The organism is Nonomuraea sp. NPDC049419 (assembly GCF_040676995.1).
GTDB lineage: Bacteria > Actinomycetota > Actinomycetes > Streptosporangiales > Streptosporangiaceae > Nonomuraea > Nonomuraea salmonea.
The window spans coordinates 47,151-64,189 of sequence record NZ_JBFAQB010000023.1; the positions used below are offsets into that span (position 1 = coordinate 47,151).

The 17,039-nt window shown below is 72.8% G+C and carries 9 protein-coding genes and 1 pseudogene; 3 read left to right on the forward strand and 7 right to left on the reverse strand.

Annotation, left to right across the window (positions count from 1 at the left end; all coding sequences use genetic code 11):
- Nucleotides 1–15 precede the first annotated feature (15 nt).
- Together fxsT and AB0K12_RS41270 are read left to right on the forward strand one after the other, a co-directional pair.
- The gene (gene fxsT / locus AB0K12_RS41265; protein WP_364573454.1) at nt 16–3,561 is read left to right on the forward strand and encodes an FxSxx-COOH system tetratricopeptide repeat protein; all 3,546 of its coding nucleotides are present in this window, start codon (nt 16–18) and stop codon (nt 3,559–3,561) included.
- 16 nt (nt 3,562–3,577) lie between these two features.
- Nucleotides 3,578–4,504: a hypothetical protein gene (locus tag AB0K12_RS41270; RefSeq protein WP_364573456.1), complete on the forward strand. Its 927-nt coding sequence runs from the start codon at nt 3,578–3,580 to the stop codon at nt 4,502–4,504.
- 1,166 nt (nt 4,505–5,670) lie between these two features.
- Here the strand turns inward: AB0K12_RS41270 and AB0K12_RS41275 are convergent.
- The 5 genes and pseudogenes from AB0K12_RS41275 to AB0K12_RS41295 all read right to left on the reverse strand — a co-directional run bounded on the left by AB0K12_RS41275 (nt 5,671) and on the right by AB0K12_RS41295 (nt 12,264).
- On the reverse strand, nt 5,671–7,824 hold the full coding sequence (locus tag AB0K12_RS41275; protein WP_364573458.1) for a hypothetical protein: 2,154 nt from the start codon (nt 7,822–7,824) through the stop codon (nt 5,671–5,673).
- Nucleotides 7,821–8,729 (reverse strand): hypothetical protein, encoded by a 909-nt coding sequence (locus AB0K12_RS41280; RefSeq protein WP_364573460.1) that lies wholly within the window; start codon nt 8,727–8,729, stop codon nt 7,821–7,823. The genes AB0K12_RS41275 and AB0K12_RS41280 overlap by 4 nt, the downstream gene beginning before the upstream one ends.
- Nucleotides 8,726–9,466: a hypothetical protein gene (locus tag AB0K12_RS41285; protein WP_364573462.1), complete on the reverse strand. Its 741-nt coding sequence runs from the start codon at nt 9,464–9,466 to the stop codon at nt 8,726–8,728. The genes AB0K12_RS41280 and AB0K12_RS41285 overlap by 4 nt, the downstream gene beginning before the upstream one ends.
- A 206-nt stretch (nt 9,467–9,672) precedes the next feature.
- Nucleotides 9,673–10,475, reverse strand: a pseudogene (locus AB0K12_RS41290) (transposase).
- Nucleotides 10,476–10,728: 253 nt separating this feature from the next.
- Nucleotides 10,729–12,264, reverse strand: coding sequence for an MFS transporter (locus tag AB0K12_RS41295; RefSeq protein ID WP_364573464.1), 1,536 nt, complete (start codon nt 12,262–12,264; stop codon nt 10,729–10,731).
- 69 nt (nt 12,265–12,333) lie between these two features.
- Between AB0K12_RS41295 and AB0K12_RS41300 the strand changes: the two genes are divergently transcribed.
- Entirely contained in the window at nt 12,334–12,903 is a 570-nt protein-coding gene (locus AB0K12_RS41300; protein ID WP_364573466.1) for a helix-turn-helix domain-containing protein, read from the forward strand.
- Nucleotides 12,904–12,906: 3 nt separating this feature from the next.
- Here AB0K12_RS41300 and AB0K12_RS41305 read toward each other — a convergent pair whose 3' ends face one another.
- Together AB0K12_RS41305 and AB0K12_RS41310 are read right to left on the reverse strand one after the other, a co-directional pair.
- Complete coding sequence (locus AB0K12_RS41305) at nt 12,907–14,220, reverse strand: cytochrome P450 (protein ID WP_364573468.1); 1,314 nt, start codon at nt 14,218–14,220, stop codon at nt 12,907–12,909.
- Between the two features lie 206 nt (nt 14,221–14,426).
- Nucleotides 14,427–17,018, reverse strand: coding sequence for a hypothetical protein (locus tag AB0K12_RS41310; RefSeq protein ID WP_364573470.1), 2,592 nt, complete (start codon nt 17,016–17,018; stop codon nt 14,427–14,429).
- Between the last annotated feature and the right edge of the window lie 21 nt (nt 17,019–17,039).

Below are 17,039 nucleotides of genomic sequence, written 5' to 3' on the forward strand. Positions count from 1 at the left end.
ATGACGAATGCTCGTGTGATCGGTTTTTTCTCGACCCGGGCCGGCCTCGGCCGCACCATGGCGCTGTGCAACTGCGCGCTCCTTCTCGCCGAGGCGGGAAAACGCGTCCTCGTGCTCGACGAGGAGCCGCAGGCGCCGGCATTGCGCCATTACCTGAGCCGTTTCCTGCCGGAACGCCCAGGTGAGCCGCGTACGGCGGGCCCCGGCGACTGGTCGGGCCTGGAGATCGCCGTCGACCTCCCCGGCCAGGTCGTGCGGCACGCGGTGCTGACCGGCGAGGAGATCGACGCCGCCGCCCCCTACGACTACGTGCTGGTCAACCTGCGGCCAGGCGCGGAGCCGTCGCCGGTGATCCGGTCCTGCGACAGCGCCGTGGTGTGCTTCTGGCTCAGCCCGTACGGCATCGACGAGGCCGCGGCCACGGCCCGCCAGATGCGCGCGGCCGGCACCCCGGTCGTGCCGCTGCCCACGATGGTCTCCCACGAGGGCGAGGACCTGCTGCGCACCGCCAGACAGCGGGCCACGGCCGGCTTCGGCACGGACATCGCCGTCGAGGTGCCCTACGACAGCGCCGCCTACTTCTCCGACGACCTCGCCGTCCTCACCGAGCCGCCGGGCTCGGGCGGCACCCAGCGGGCCGCGTACGAACGCCTGGTCGAGCTGCTGAGCGGCGGCGCGGTCACGACGCTGCGCCACGTCTCCATCGTGTACGTCCCCGGCTACGACGTGTGGGCCGAGTGGATCGCCGCCCAGCTCGACCTGTGGGGCGTCAGGGCCGACAGCCTCACCAAGGCCGACTACCTCTCGCGCACCCCGGTCGACCTGCTGGCCGGCGACGCGCACACGGCCGTGCTGGTCGTCGGCCCGCCAGGCGAGCCGTCGGGCCTCGACTGGCAGCGCAGGGGAGGCCGGGCCGCGCCGCTGCCGGGCCGCGGCCTGATCCGCGTGCTGGTCGACGGCAAGGGCGCAGGCGCCGCACCGGCGGGCGAGGTGGAGCTGGACCTGCGCGGCCTGCACGAGGCGGAGGCCGCCGCCGAGCTGCAGGCCACGCTCGGGGTCGGCGGCGCGTACGTGGCCGGCGGCGAGGGCACGGGCACCGCCCGCTTCCCCGGCCGCGGCCCCGCCCTGTCGGAGCTGCCGCAGCGCGACGAGGGCTTCACCGGCCGCCAGGCGCTGCTGACCCAGCTGCGCGCCCAGCTCGGGCCCCGGTGGGACGGCAGCGGACGCTGCGTGGTCACGGGCCCGGCCGGTCGCGGCAAGAGCGCGCTGGCCCTGGAGTACGCCCACCGCTTCCGCGGCGCGTACGACGTCGTGCACTGGCTGCACGCCGAGGACGTCTACTCCGCCCGCGAAGGGCTGCGCAGGCTGGGCCAGGAGCTGGGCCTGCCGCCCCGCGAGGACGCGGTGACCGTGCTGAAGGAGCACCTGGCGAGCCCCGAGTCCGGGCGCTGGCTGCTGGTGTTCGACGAGGCCGACCGCCCCGACGCCATCGCCGGCCTCGTCCCGCAGGGCCCGTACGGCCACGTCATCGTCACCTCCCGCGCGGCCGGCTGGCCCGGCGACTTCAGCCCCGTCGAGGTCGGCAAGCTCGCCGCCGCCGACGCCGTCGAGCTGATGACCTCGGGTGACGAGCTGCTCAGCGAGAGCGGCGCGGCCAAGGTCGCCGCCACCGTCGAACACCTGCCGCTGGCCCTGTCCATGGCCAGGGCGTGGATGGAACGCGAGCTGACCAGCGCGCAGCGCCCCCGCCGCACGTTCGACGACCTGCGGACGGTCACCGTCGACCGCTTCCTGTTCACCTACCAGCGGATCAGGCGCGACCTGCGCGAGCAGGGCCGCCCCGACGACGTGCACGCCGTCATGGTGGAGCTGATGCTCGACCTGCTGCGCGGCGTGCCGGGCGGCGAGGGAGCCCCGTGGCTGCTGGAGGCGCTGACGTTCGTCTCCTCCGACGGCGTCCCGCTGAGCCTGGCCCACTCCACCGCCTCGCGCGACTACGCGGTCGCGCTGATCGGCGAGTACGGCGACGGCCTCATGGTGGACGCCCTGCTGCGCCTGCTGCACGAGCACGCTCTGGCCAGGGCCGAGCCCGGCCCCGGCGGGCGGCTGCGCGTGCACCGCGTGACCGCGAGCCTGGTCCGCGCCCGCATGCCGGCCGCGCAGGTCGAGGAGCGCCGCCGCCAGGTGCTCACGCTGCTGGCCCGGCACGCGCCCGCCGACACCGAGGGCCCCGACGCCGGGATGTACCTGGAGCTGGGCAGGCACGTGTTCCCGTCGGGCGCGATCGAGTGCGGCGAGGAGATGGTCAGGCGCTGGATCATCGGGCAGGTCCGCTTCCTGTTCCTGCTCGGCGACCGCAGCGCCTGGGACAAGGCGGTCGCCATCGGTGACCGCGCGCTGCGCAGCTGGACCGCGCCCGGCGCGGAGGCCAGGCCCGACCTGGTCAACCGGCTGCGCATGGAGCTGGCCAACGTCCACCGCGTGCTCGACCGGCCCGAGACCGCCTACGCGCTGTCCGGGCAGGCGCTCCAGGAGCTCAGCGGCGACCGGCGCGGCCATCCCCTCCGGTACATCGCCGCCCAGGTCCACGCGGCCGACCTGCGCGCCGTCGGCGACTTCGACGAGGCCTACCACTGGGACTCGGTGGCATACGAGGGCATGCACCGGGTGTTCGGGCCCGACCACGAGTGGACGAGCAAGGTGCTCAACAGCCTGGCGCTGTCGGCCTCGCTCAACGGCCGGCCGCACCGGGCGTACGAGCTGGCCAGGCAGCGCATGGACCGGCGGCGGGCGCTGTTCGGCGAGAGCGACCTCGGGCTGTGGCGCACCGCGCTGACCGCCGGGGTGCTGCTGCGCGACCTCGGCCGCTACCAGGAGTCGTACGACCTGCTCCGCGCCGGGCTCGACCAGCTGGCGAGCAGGAGCGCCAAGGGCGACCCGCGCACCCTGCTCATGCTGCGCATGCAGAGCAGCCTCGCCGCCGCGGAACGCATGCTCGGCCGCTCCTTCGAGGCGCTGGCCCGCGATCGCGAGACGCTGGAGGAGCTGCGCTCGCTGGTCGGCGGCCGGCACCTGTACGCGCTGCTCTGCCAGGCCGGCTTCGCCGCCGACCTGCACGCGCGCGGCGAGCACGCGGAGGCGGCGGGCAACGCGCGGCACGTGGCCGACGGCCTGGCCGCCATGCAGGCCGAGCACCCCTTCACCCACGCCGCCCGGGTCAACCTGGCCACCTACCTGGCCGCCGCGGGGGCCGGCGCCGAGGCGCTGGAGCTGGCCCGGCAGGCGCACGAGGCGCTGCGCAGGCGGCTCGGGGCGCGGCATCCGTACACGCTGGCCGCCGCCGCGACGCTGGCCGGCCGGCTGGTGGCGCACGAGCCGGCCGAGGCCCTGGTGCTGGAGGAACCCGCGTGGGACTGCCTGGCCAGGACCTTCGGCCCCGAGCATCCGCGCACGCTGGCCGTGCAGGAGAACCTGACCAACACCCGGCGCCGCCTGGTCGGCCACCCGGGGGCCGAGGCCGGCGTCAGGCACGCCGTCGAGATCGAGATCCTCGGGAACTGACATGCGGGAGGCGGACTTGAGGACGACTCGCTCGCCCTTCGCCCACATCGGGCACGAACGACTGGTCACGCTCTGCGAGGAGGCGCTGCCCGGCCTGCCGGACGTCGAGGTGCTCGCCTTCTACGACCGCGGCTTCCACGTGTTCACGATCGCCGAGGGCGACGACGAGGAGCGCAGATCGCTCGAGCGGGCCTTCCGCCAGCTCGTCACCGAGAACGTCCGCCTCGACGGCCTGGTCCGCGACTTCGGCACCGGCGAGCTGATGCGGACGCTCGTCATGACCGAGGACGCGGTCGTGCAGTGCGGGCACGTCTTCGAGGAGGAGTTCCTCATCGGCATGACCCGCGACCTCGCCGCCGCCGAGGAGATGGACGAGCAGGTCGCCCGGCTCGTCACCCGCATCAGGACCGAGGTCTACCTGCAGGCCGACCAGCTGCCCGGCGGGCGGCGCAGCCCGCGCGAGACGCCCGGCATCGAGCCGGCGGTGCTCAGGACGACGGCGGGCGAGGCGGCCGACCCCACGCTGGTCGCCGACCTGGTGAGCTGCCTCGGCTCGCTCGTGGACGTCAACGACCTGCACTACGTGGCCGTCTACCGCGACTGGCGCTTCCTGTGCGCGGCCGACGTCTTCGACAGCCCGGCGCTCGCGCCCTGGTTCGGCGGCGCCGAGGGCGGCGAGGGCGCCCGCAAGCTGTACCAGGACTTCGCCGCCCGGCTCCGCTCCGACCTGCCGGAGCTGGCGTACTCGCTGCGGCAGTTGTCGGAGGCGCCGATCAGGCGGCTGGTCCTCGACGTCGTCTCCGGCGCGATCTACGTCTACCCGCTGCCCGGCGCCAGGGGGTTCGCGGTCGGTCTCACGGTCTTCCAGCCGGAGGTGTTCGTCGCCGAGAACCGGCTGCGTGAAGGGCTGGCCAGGCTGTCGGAGCTGCTGGGGACGGGCTGATGTGGCGGCCCGGCTCATGGCCCGATGATCGGCAGGGGCTTATCGTCGTGTACGACAGCCACCGTGCCCATCAGTGTGGGGAGGGGCCGTGCGTCCGTTGCTGACCGACCCTGCCGCCGACCGGCTGGCCAAGGGCGTCGGCGTGGCGCTGGCCGGCTGGGCCGTCGCCGCGCTGGGCCTCGGCAGCCCAGGCGGCCACCCGATCTTCCTGTACGGCGTGACGGCGCTGCTCTGCGTCGGCCTGTACGGCAGCGTGCACGGCATCAACAAGGAGTCGGTCTCCGGCGACGTCAGGACGGTCGTCCTCGCCGTCACCGTGGGCGTGCTGCTGAAGACGGCGCTGATCGCGGGCGTGATGTGGCTGTTCTTCGGCCATCCCGCGGTCATCCTGCTGGCACTGGCGGTGGCCCAGATCGACCCGCTGTCGGTGGGCGCGCTGATCGGCCGGGCCCGGATGTCGCCGCGCGCCAAGTCCCTGCTGCTGGCCTGGGCCTCCTTCGACGACCCGATCACCGCCCTGCTGACGGTCTACCTGTCCTCGCTCGTGCTGGGCACGACGGGCGGGGGCTACGCCGGCTACCTGACGAACCTGGGGCTCAACCTGGTCTTCGCCGGCGCGGTGCTGGCCGCCGTCCTGCTGGCCAGGCGCTGGGGCGCCGGTCACCAGGTGCAGCCCGGCATGGTGCGGGCCGGCATGCGGGCCGGCATGCGGACCGGCATGGTGCGGACCGGCTCGCTGCTGCTGCTCATCGCGTTGCTGGCGGTCGCCACGGCGCAGTTCCTCGTCCTCGGGATGGCCCTCATCGGGCTGTTCTTCCGCCCCGAGCTGGGCAGGCTGCTGGACGGCGCGCTCACCGGCGCCTTCTACCTGGCGACGTTCGCGATGGGCACGCTGCTGGTCGCCGGCATCGAGCCGGCCATGGCGCTGGTGCTGGGCGTGGCGGCGTTCGCGGCGCAGGCCGTGGTCGGCGGCTTGCTGATCACCCGCGGCCTGCCGGTGCGCGACCGGGTGAGTCTCGCGCTCGGCCAGCAGAACGGCATCACCGCGATCCTGCTGGCACTTGCCCTGGCCCCGGCCTATCCGCAGGCGGTGGCGGTGATCGCGCCGGCCGTGCTCGTGGTCAACGTGCTGCACGTGGCCGCCAACACCGGCTGGCAGCGCGTGCTCACGGGCGGACTGCGGAGACCACTCCGTTCAGCACCCGACGCCCCAGCTCGTCCAGCACCCGGGAGCGTTCGTCCGGCCGTGGCTGATGCGCAGGACCCCGTTCGGGAGCCGCCGCGCTGAGCGGGGCCGACGGCAGCGACTGCACGGTCACCTCGAACGTGCGGCAGATCGCCTGCAGCTCCTCCTCCTGGCCGGGGCTCAGCCGCCCCGCAGGCGTGCCGGCCAGGAACTGCGCCACCCGCTCCTGGAACGCCCGCACCAGCAGCCGCCGCACCATCGCCGCGCCGGCCGCCTCCATCAGGTCACGCGAGGCCAGCCGGCGCCTGGCGCGCAGGCTGTGCTCGCTGCCCGCCGGGTTGTCGAAGACGTCGTGCAGCAGCCGGTCGAGCTCGCCGGTGGCCTCGGTGGCCGCGCCCGCCCGCTGGAACTGCTCGGCCACGGCCGGCGGCAGCACGCTCAGGTCGGGCTCGGCGGCGCCGGACGGCGGGGCCGACCTGATCCCGGCGACCGTCTCGTGGAGCTGGTCGATCATGTTCTGGGTGGCGCTCTGCTGCCTGCTCAGCCGGTCCATCCGGCGGCGCAGCCCTTCGAGGACGTTCTCCTCGGCCGAGGCGGCCAGCCGGTTGAGCGCGACCTCCAGCGTCTGCCTGAAGCGCCCGCCGAAGTCCTGGACGTTGAACAGCAGCGGCTGGCGGCCGAGCAGGCTGGACACGCCGGCCCGCATCGACGTGGTGAGGTGACCGTTGACCACCGCGATCAGCTCGCACGGCACCTGGCTGGCCCGCGCCGCGGTCACCCTGCGCTCCAGCTGGGCGTCGTCGCCCGGGCTGAGCAGCGACCTGGTGACGAGCACGGCGACCGCGGCCCTGCCGTCGGCGTAGCGGACCCAGAAGTCGATCGGGTCGGTGTCGGCGGCGAGCACCACGTCGGTGCGGAAGTCGAGCCCGCTCTCCTCCAGGATGCGCCGCACGGTGGTGCTCACCTCCCACGACTCGAACTCGTGGCGCTGCCTGACGGCCTCCCGGATCGTGGCGGTGGTCACCGGCCTGCCGGTCGGCTCGACGATCGCCTGCGCCCGCCGGAACAGCGAGAGGATCTCGCGCGGGTTGCCGTCGGTCATCTGCACCAGCGCCTCGGCGACCGGCCCGCCCACCTCGTCGCCGCGCTTGCCGACGAGCTCGATCGCCTCCTCGCGGTCGAACGGCGAGGGCGTGATGACCCGGGTGCGCTGCAGCGTGCCCCGGCTGACCAGCGGCAGGCTGTCGGTGGGCCCGCAGTAGACCAGCAGCCCCCTGGCGTCGATGAACACCTTGACCAGCTCTTCGAGTGAGTTGACCGCGTCCTCCCTGGCCTGGCCCTCGCCCCCGAGCAGCTTCTCGAACTCGTCGATCACCAGGACCATGCGGCGGCGCATCCGGCCGCCGAGATAGACCAGCACCGACAGCGTGTGGTAGGCGTCGGCGGAGGTGACGAGCTGGCGGTGTACGCCCCTGGCCCGCAGCTCGGGGCTCGGCGGCGCGCCGCCGAGCCACTCCCACACCGCGTCGGTCAGCTCGTCCATCACCATGAGCGCCAGCGCCGTCGCCCACACCGAGTGCTCGGTCAGGTGCCGCAGCATGCGGCGCAGCTCCTCCTGCAGCGCCCGCTTGGCCAGATGGAAGTGCTCGACCACCTTGCGCGGGTCGAGCGTGCCGTCGCGCAGCCGCGACCTGATCTCACCGGCCAGCTCAGGGCCCGCCTGCTCCTCGCCGATCTGCTCGGCGGTCACCCGGCCGTAGTAGTCGATGACCAGGTCGTGCAGCCGCTCGCGGCCGAACTGCTCCAGCAGGATGTTGCGGAACAGGTAGCCGAACTCGGAGTGGGGCGTGTCGAGCTTGAGTATGACGGCGTCCTCGTGGCTGCGCGCGATGCGGTGCAGCACCGACGTGGCCAGATGGGTCTTGCCCGACCCCAGGTCGCCGATCAGGGCCAGGGCCCGGCCCGACTCGCCGAGCTCGCCGGCGCCCGTCGACAGGTAGCCGTCGACGAACCGGTGGGCGCTGTCGAAGGCCGGGGTGACCACGGTGATCGCGGTGGGGTCGGCGTCGTCGCCAAGGCGCAGCGTGTAGGTGACGGGGACCTCGGGCTCGTGCGGTCCTTGGCTGCCCTTCATGACTTCTTGTCTTTCTCCAGCCGGGTGAGAAGGCGCATCACGATCTTCTCGCCGAACGCCTTGAGCTTCGCGGGAGTTATGTCCCTATGGCCATAATCCTCGAAGAAAAGGGCCAGCTGTTCGAGCGCCTGACTGGGTGTCTTGAAGGGGCGTACCGCTTCGGAGAGCTCGTGCATTTCCGCGTCCCCCAGGGAGACTCGACGTTTGACCAGAATTTCGCGGATGTCGCATCCCCCGCCGTCCAAAAGGCCGACCGGCAGGAAAATTGTATGGCAGGTGGGGTGCCTGCCGAACTGACCGGCGAGCTTGCCGGGGTCGTCCGTCAAGGACTCGGCGAAGAAGACCATCCGCCTGCGCGCCAGCTCCTGGAAGTTGCGCACCCACTTGAGCTGCAAGTGCTGCGGGAGGAGGACGACGGCCACGCCGCCGCGTTCGTTCAGGACGTCCCTGATTCGGCCGAACGCCACATACGGATCATCGGTCGCCTGCCGCAGCGATTCCACATCCTCGTGGAGGGTCCATTCCTCCTCCTCCAGGAGTACGGTCATCTGCCGGGCCAGCCACAGCGCCATCTCGGAGAATTCGGTGCAGTCCTCGTGGCCGGTCGACTGGCTGTAGTCGGCGACGCAGACCCGCTCGATCTCGCGCTCGCGGGCCAGCAGGTGGGCGCAGCGCTGGATGAACGTGCTCTTGCCGACCCCGCGCGGGCCGTGCACCAGGATCAGGTGGCCGCGGGCGGCGACCCGGTCCTTGGTGACGGCGGTGTCGAAGCGCTCGTACAGCAGGTCGTGCATGCCGTCGATGAACGCGAACAGCGGCAGGTGGTCCACCCGCTCGTCGAAGAAGAGCAGCGGCCCCGTGTAGGGGGAGCCGTCGGGGCTCGGCGGGTGGATGGGGTTGGTCATGCGCGCCGCACCCCCGGATGGGGCCGCCACGGCCGGCGCAGCGCCCTGTCGAAGCCCGCCAGCCGCTCCGACAGGGTGGTCAGGGCCGGCTCGATGTCGCCGTCGTGGGCCTGCTCGCGGGTGAGCCGCTCGGTGAGCAGGCGCCGGGCCTCGGGCACCTGGCGCCAGCCGGGACGGAACCTGCTCACCCTCGCGAGCTGGGCGGCGAGCTTGTCGTACGCCTCCTCGTACGGCCCGGCCTGCGGCGTCCTGCCCGCCTGCCGGGAGGCCCGGTATTCGCGCGCCGCCACGAGGAAGGCGTCGGCGGCGTCGCCCAGGTCGTCGGCGTGCTTGACGGCCACCGTCGAGGCGTTGCGCCACTCCGTGGAGACGAGCGCCACCAGCCCGCCGGCCAGCACCGGCAGCAGGATGGACACCACGGTCGGTAACGGGCCGTCGGCCGGTTTGGGCGGGGCGACGTACGTCATCGCCTGGCAGGCCCGGGTGAACGCGGCGCGGTTCTCCTTCGCCCACCGGCCCGGGTCGAGGGTGGCGGTGGGGGTGACGATGCGGCCCTGGGCGGCGCTCAGCCGGTCGTCGAGCGCCGCCGCCGCGGCGGCCAGCTCGGGCTGCCGGGAGGGGGAAAGGCACTGGACGATCTGGTCGTCACGCAACGGCGGGGCGGAATGCGAACATGCGGCCAGTGCTAGGGGTGCGCCGAGGAGGAGTAACCAGCCGAACACCCACAAACGTCGCATATCAGGATTCCTCGCCTCGCCGGTAATTGCCACGATAACCGGCCCCTCCAGCGTTAGTGCGCGATGGTCACAAGCTCGTCATTTGACATCCTCCCCCTAGCAAACGAGGGGGATTCCCACGGTCGCCCGTAAGGGTTCCTGCTTCACCGCCGGTCGCCCGTCCGAGAGGACCCTCGTTGAGGTCTTACACCCGCTCCACAGGCGTTTCAGCTCTCCGCCAGCTCGGCGGCGAGCACGTTCCTGGCCGCGTTGGCTTCGCGGTCGTGGACCGCGCCGCAGGCACACATCCACTCCCGGACGTTCAGTGGCATCTTCTTTTGCAGGGCCCCGCACTGCGAGCACAGCTGTTGGCCAGCCTGCGCCGGTCGGCGCGCTCATGCTTGGGGTTGACGATCTTCTCGCCGGTCGAGAGTGCCGCCAGCGCGGAGATGCCCGCATCCACGCCGACGCTCCGCCCGGCAGGCGAAAGCGGGCTGATCTTCTCCTCGACCAGGAGGGACACGAACCAGCGTCCCGCGCCGTCGCGGGAGACGGTGACCGTGGACGGCTGCGCCCCTTCCGGCGGGGGACGCGACCACACGATGTCGAGCGGCCTGTCCATCTTGGCCAGCGTCAAGGTTCCCTGGCGCCGGCGGAACGCCGAGCGGGTGTACTCCGTCGGCGCCCGGGACTTCTTCTTGCTCTTGAACGTGGGGTACTGGGCGCGCTTGGCGAAGAGGTTCGCGAATGCCGCCTGGAGATGCCGCAGCGCCTGCTGCAGAGGGACCGACGACACTTCGAACAGGAAGTCGTAGTCTTCGCTGCGCTTCCACTCCGTCAGGCGCGCGGAGGACTCCACGTAGGAGACGCGGCGGCCTTGCAGGGTGTAGGCGCGGGTGCGTTCTTCGAGTGCCTTGTTGTAGACGAGGCGGACGCAGCCGAAGGTCCGGGCCAGCTCGCAGGCTTGCTCGGGGGTCGGGTGGAAGCGGTACTTGTAGGCCCGCTTCACGATCTGCGCCACGCCGCACATGTTCCCACGATCGGCTAAGGGCCGCGTGTGTGTTCGGTACGCCGGTTCGCCTGACGGCGCATCGGCTGCCCCTGTCCTGCTCCGCAGGGGTTCGATTCCTCCCCCGCCTGAAGGCGGGGGTTTCCACGGAGGTATCTGATGACAGCACAGGAAACCCGCCCGCCGGAAGGCGGAATACGGACGAGGGGCCGGTGACCGCGACTTTTCGTACGCGGCGGAAGGCGTGAGCGGGAAATGGCGCCTTTCCCGGCGGTCAGGACGCGGTGGCGCGGGCCGGTTCCCTGTCGTCCTCGGTGGCCTCGGGCCGCTGGGGGCCGCGCGCGAGCACGTACACGAACAGCACGGCCATCACCGCGACGCCCGCCCACATCGCCTGCTGCCAGCCCGCCACGAACGACTCCCTGGCCGCCAGGACCACTGTGTCCGCGTACGGCCCCGCCGTGTCGATCGCGGTCGCGACGCCCTCGCGCGCCCGCCCGGCCACCCCCTCGGGGACACCGGACAGCCGCGCGCCGACCGCGTCGCGGTAGCCGGCCGACAGCAGCGCGCCGAGCAGCGCGATCCCGAGCGCGGTGCCGAACTCGCGGGTCACGTCGTTGAGCGCGGACGCGACACCCTGCCGCTCCCGTGGCAGCGCGGCGGTGATGGCCTCGGTGGCGGGCGTCATCGACAGCCCCATGCCGGCGCCCATGGCCACCATGCCGGGCAGCACGGACAGGTAGCCGCCGGACACGGAGACGATCGCGGCCATCAGCGCCAGGCCGGCCCCGGCCAGCAGGATCCCGGTCGCCATGGTCGCCCGCGGCCCCACCCGCGCGGCCAGGCGCGCCGCCAGCCCCGAGCTGAGCATCATCAGCACCGCCATGGGCATCAGCGCCATCGTGGACAGCAGCGCCGTCCAGCCGAGCACCGCCTGCAGGAACGGGAAGAGCACCACGAAGATCCCCGCCTGGACGCCGAACACCGCCAGCAGCGTGACCGATCCTCCCGCCAGGCCGCGCTCCCTGAACAGCCGCACGTCCAGCAGCGCCGCCTCCCGCCGGCGCAGCTCCCACGCGACGAACCCGCCCGCCGCCACGAGACCGGTGGCGAGCGCGGCCAGGATCTCGGGCGCCGCCCAGCCGCGTACGGGACCCTCCTGGAGCGCGAAGATCAGCCCCGCCACGGCCACGACGGAGGCCACCGCGCCCACCCCGTCGAAGCGGTGCCCGTGGCGCTCGCGCGAGTCGGGCACCGACCGCACGGTCAAGACCAGCGCCACCACGACCAGGGCCAGCGGCAGGACGAACGACCACCGCCAGGTCGCGACGTCCACCAGGGCGGCCGACAGGAACATGCCGAGGATGCCGCCGCCGCCCGCGACGCCCGTCCACACGCCGATCGCCCGGCCGCGCTCCTCGGCGGGGAAGGTGGAGGTGATGACGGCGAGCGTGATCGGCATGATCATCGCGGCGCCGACGCCGCTCGCCAGCCGGGCGGCCAGCAGCAGCCCCGCAGTCGGGGCCAGCGCCGCCGCCGCGCTCGCCACTCCGAAGACGGCCAGCCCGGCGATCAGCATGCGCCTGCGGCCCCAGCGGTCGCCGATCGCGCCGAGCGGCAGCAGCAGCGCGGCCAGGGTGAGGGTGTAGACGTTGATGATCCACAGGATCGTGCTCTGTGCGGCGTCCAGCTCGACGGCCAGCTCGGGCTGGGCGACGTTCAGGCCGGACACCGAGGCGATCACCGCCATCAGCGCGACGCAGACGGCCACGAGGATCGCGCGCAACCGGCGCGGCTCGTACGTGCTCATGAAAGATCCTTTCGCAGGTGGTCCTGCGAACGTAGCCGCGGCTTGCCGCTCACGCATAAGCTGTTGCTCATGACGCAAGACGATGACGACCTCGACAGCCTCGTACGCAAGAGGATCCGCGCCCTGCGCGTGGCCCAGGGCTGGTCGCTGGAGGAGCTGGCCGCCCGCGCCAAGCTCAGCCAGTCCACCCTCAGCCGCATCGAGAACGGTCAGCGCCGCCTCGCGCTCGACAGCCTCGTCACCCTCGCCCGTGCCCTCGACACCTCGCTCGACCAGCTCGTCGAGACCGCCGGCGACGACGTCATCAGCCACCCCATGATCGACACTCACCACCAGCTGATGCGCTGGCCGGTCAAGGCCGACCCCGGCCTGAGCGTCGTACGCCAGCGCATCACCGAGCCGCCCCCCGCCAACCCGGCGCGCATGCGCGCCCACCCGGGCCGCGAATGGCTGGTCGTCCTGTCCGGCACCGCCGTGCTCCTGCTCGGCAACCGGCGGCTGCGCGTCGAGACGAACCAGGCGGCCGAGTTCCCCACGATGCTCCCGCACGCCATCGGCGCCGAGGGGCGGCCCTGCGAGATCCTCGGCATCTTCGACCGCGACGCGCGCCGCGGCCACCGCCCAGGCCAGGAGGCCTGAGCCCTACGAGGCGGGCGCGAGGCGGTAGCGGATCGGCAGGCGCTTCAGGCCGCCGACGAACGTCGTCGCCGTCCACGCCGGCTCGCCGTCCAGCTCGACGCTCTCCAGCCGGGGCAGCAGCTCGGCGAACAGCGCCGCCACCTCCATCCTGGCCAGCGCCGCACCCAGGCAGTAGTGCACGCCGGTGCCGAAGGCCAGGTGCCGGTTAGGGTCGCGGGCGACGTCGAAGCGGAACGGCTCGTCGAAGACGTCCTCGTCCCTGTTGGCCGACGGGTACGACAGCAGCACCGACTCGCCCGCCGCGATCGGGACGCCGCGTACGCGGGTGTCGGCGCGGGCCGTGCGCATGAACGACGTGACCGGGCTCACCCAGCGGATCATCTCCTCCACGGCCGTGGGCAGCAGGCCGGGGTCGCGGCGCAGCAGGCCGAGCTGATCGGGGTGGCGGACGAGCGCCTCCAGCCCGCCCACGACGGTGGAGCTGGTGGTGTCGTGGCCGGCGGTGGCGATGAGGATGTAGTAGGAGGCGATCGTGGTGTCGTCGAGCAGGCGGCCGTCGATGCGCGCGCCCGCGATGCAGGAGGCCAGGTCGCCGGTCGGCCGGGCGCGGCGGGCCGCGGTCAGGTCGTGGAAGTACGCGAACAGCTCCTCCAGGGCGCCCGTGTGCGCGCTCGGCGTGCCCGCCGCCGTGCTCCCCTTGTCGCGGTCGTCGTGGCCGAACAGCTGCTGGGTGAGCCGCAGCATCAGCGGATAGTCGGACTCGGGCAGGCCGAGCAGCGCGAGGATCGCGTACAGGGGGTAGGGCGCGGCGATCTGCCGGGCGAAGTCGCAGGTGGAGCCGTGCTCGGCCATGAGATCGACGTGCCTGCGGGCCAGCTCCCGCACCCGGTCCCGCAACGCCCGCATGGCCTTCGGGCGGAACCAGTCGGCGGCGATCGCCCGCAGCGGCCGGTGCTCGGGCTCGTCGAGGTGCACGAGACTGGCCAGCGCCTTGCCCTGCGCCCGCCGCTCCTGCAGGGCCGCGTCGAGCGCGGCACTGCGCAGCACGGGACGCGGCGCGTTGAGCCAGAGCGTGTGGTCACGCTCGACGGCATGCACGTCGTCATGCCTGGTGACCGCCCAGAACGGGTTATAACCGTCAGCCCGCACATGGTGGACGGGCGCCTCCCGCCGCAGCAGCGCGAGCGCCGCGTGCAGCAGCCCCTCATCGGCGTACGCGGCGGGCGTCGCCAGCACCCGCCCCGCCTCGGCGACGGTCAAACCGTGGACGCGTTCGTGCGTGAGCGGGTCGGTGGGTGATGGCGATGGTGATGGCATGGTGGCGGGCTCCTGGTCGGCGGGTGTGCGGACGGTGGTGCGCCGCCTGCTGGGGAGGACGCTCCCGAGCCGCGGTGGAGCCCGTCCTCCCGGCGGACCGGCCCCCGCCTGCATTATGACCCCCAAGAGCGCCGGCGCGCCGGAGCCGGAAGGCCCCGGGAGCGCCGGAGCCCGAGGGCCCCGGCGCGCGCTTTCCCGCTGCCGACTCAGCGGTTGGAGACCTCGGCCACCAGGCGGGCCAGCTCCAGGCGGTCCACGTTCGGGCCCGGGGCGGTGGCGTTGCCGATGGTCAGTGCTCCGTCACCCGTCTTGAGGGTGAGCGGGGTGGCCTGGGGCCAGAACTCGTCCCAGGCGTAGTTGTGGCGGAACACGCCGCGCGCCGTCGTGCCTCCTGCTTCCGTGATGTCGAGGTGCCGGCTGATCACATCCGTGTTGTAGGGGTGTCCGGTGTTCCTGTCGGCGTTGGCGTAGCGGACGACCAGCACGTACTCGCCGGGGCCGAAGCCGTCGGGGCGGGCCAGGGTGAGGGTGCCGGCGGAGGTGCCGCCCAGGTCGGTGACGTACGCGCCGCCCGAGGCGTTGGACGCGCTCGTGCCGGGGACGGTCACCGCCTTCGCGGCCCCGCCGAGCGGCGCCCGCTCGGCCTCCACCCGGTGCACGGTCCCGTCCGACGCGGTGGCCCTGACCGTGGTCAGCGCGCGCAGCTCCAGCCCGGCCGGGCCGCCCACCTCGACCTTGGAGATCCCGGCAGGCAGGTAGACCCGCGCCCGCGACGCGCCCTCACCGGGCCGCGTCGCGCGCAGGCCGGGGATCTCCCGCCCGTCCACGGAGACCCGCAGGTCACCACGCCCGCCGGCGTGGTAGGAGAAGGTCAGGTCGTGGTAGCCGTCGTCACGCGCGGCCACGAAGTACGTCGCCCGCGCCTTGCCGCCCAGCACCACGGCCGGCCCCTTGCCGCCCCTGGTGATCCGCGCGCCGCCGGACAGCCGCGCCTCGTCGGCCCCGTGGACCGCCCGATGCGGCCCGCGCACCTCGGTCAGGTCGAACTTGTCGAGCGTCACGTCGCTGCCCGGCAGCCGCGTCCCGTCATCGGTGCTCGTGCGCAGCGACAGCTCGTGCGTGCCCGCCTTCAGCTCGATCTCGACGTCGGTCCTGCCCCGGTAGGTCCACCCGAGGTCCGCCGAATACTGGACGATCCGGTCGAGCTTGCCGTCCACGAAGAGCGCGTGCCGTCCGGGCGCCTTGTTCGTGCCCTGGTAGACGCCCAGCCGGTAGCGCCCGTCGCGAGGCACGGTGACCGGGAACGTCACCGCGGAATCGTCCTGGTTCATGCCGCCGACGTCGCGCTTGCCGGACGTGGCGTACAGCTGCGGGTCGGCCGTCGTGTCCTGGTCGAAGACGCGGGCGGCGGTGAGGGTGGCCGACTCGGCCTCGATCGACACCGACCATGGCGCGTCCGCGGCGGGCGCGGGGCCGCTCGACGGCACGACCGTCACCCGGTACGCCGCCATCACGTCACCGCCCGGCACGTCCACCGTGATCGCGCCGCCCGACACCTTGGCCCGCGCCGCGGCGACGACCGGCGGCTCGGCCGCGTCGCCCTCGTACCCGGTCCAGGCCGTCTTCGACACCACGACGTCCACCCGGTCGCCGAAGACGCGGCGGTCGAGCCCGGACACGTCCAGCCTGACGGGCGCGGCGCCGCCGCCGACCAGGATCGTGCCGCGCCGCGCGGACTCGTCGAGCGCCGCGACCGCCTGCACGGTGTCGGCGGCGTTCAGGCGCGGCGGGGTCACCTTGACGGTCTGGCCGGTCAGGTCCGCGTACCACTTGAGCAGCCACCAGCCGCCGTTCGCCTGCCGGGTGCGCACCGCGTGGTCGCCGAGGTTGCCGGCGTACGTCCAGTACGCCATGTCGGCGTCCACCTTGGTGTCCTCGAACAGGGAGATCCACTGGATCATCTGGCCGGGCACCGACATGTCGCGGCGGTTGCCGTACTCGTCGATGTTGATGGGCAGCGGGCCGATGCCGAGCTCGCGCTCCATCGCGCGGTAGTGCTCGTAGTGCGAGCGGTAGTCGGCGAGCCGCTCGCGCTGCAGCTCGTGCCAGGCCATGATGTCCGGCAGGCAGTCGTCCTGCCCGGCGCAGGGCGTCTCCTTGGCCCAGGTGAGGAAGTCGCGCAGCCGTTCCGGACGGTAGAACGCCTCGTTGGGGCCGACGATGCGGGCATCCGGGTCGATCGAGCGGATGCGCTCGAACACCGCCTTCCAGTCGGAGAAGAAGCGCTCCTTCTGACTGGCCCAGTCCTCGTACCAGATCCAGTCGGGCTCGTTGAACGGCACCCAGACGAACCTGTCCTTGTCGCGGGGCCGCTCGCGGACGACCTTGCGCACCATCGTCTCGACCTTGGCCAGGTAGTCCTCGATGCCGAGGTCCTGGTACGGCCAGCGGCTGTAGACGTCCTGCATGTAGATGACGACCTCGTCGCCGCCGGCGGCGAAGAAACCGTCGGCTACGGCCAGCGCGTCGCCGTTGGGGTGCTGCTCGCCGTCCGGGGCCTTCTGCGCGACCGTACGCGGACGCGCGCCGGCCACCAGGCTGTCGCCCGGCACGCCGGGGTCGGACAGCGCGTAGAGACCGCCGGTCGCGCCGCCGTGCACGGGGCCGGTGCGCTGCGCGAAGTCCACGGCGACCACGTCAGGTGCTGCTGCGGTGGCCGGCGCCGACGTCAATGCGGCGAGTGTCACGACCGCGACGGCGGAGGCGAGGGCGTGCCGTCCTAACCGGTGTCTGGGCATGGAACAACCTCCTGATGAGCG

Bases quoted from the DNA above. Each gene is read 5' to 3' on its own strand.
- AB0K12_RS41285 (WP_364573462.1), bottom strand. From the start codon at position 9,466: ATGCGACGTTTGTGGGTGTTCGGCTGGTTACTCCTCCTCGGCGCACCC.
- AB0K12_RS41300 (WP_364573466.1), top strand. From the start codon at position 12,334: ATGACGCAAGACGATGACGACCTCGACAGCCTCGTACGCAAGAGGATC.
- AB0K12_RS41295 (WP_364573464.1), bottom strand. From the start codon at position 12,264: ATGAGCACGTACGAGCCGCGCCGGTTGCGCGCGATCCTCGTGGCCGTC.
- AB0K12_RS41310 (WP_364573470.1), bottom strand. From the start codon at position 17,018: ATGCCCAGACACCGGTTAGGACGGCACGCCCTCGCCTCCGCCGTCGCG.
- AB0K12_RS41275 (WP_364573458.1), bottom strand. From the start codon at position 7,824: ATGAAGGGCAGCCAAGGACCGCACGAGCCCGAGGTCCCCGTCACCTAC.
- AB0K12_RS41305 (WP_364573468.1), bottom strand. From the start codon at position 14,220: ATGCCATCACCATCGCCATCACCCACCGACCCGCTCACGCACGAACGC.
- AB0K12_RS41280 (WP_364573460.1), bottom strand. From the start codon at position 8,729: ATGACCAACCCCATCCACCCGCCGAGCCCCGACGGCTCCCCCTACACG.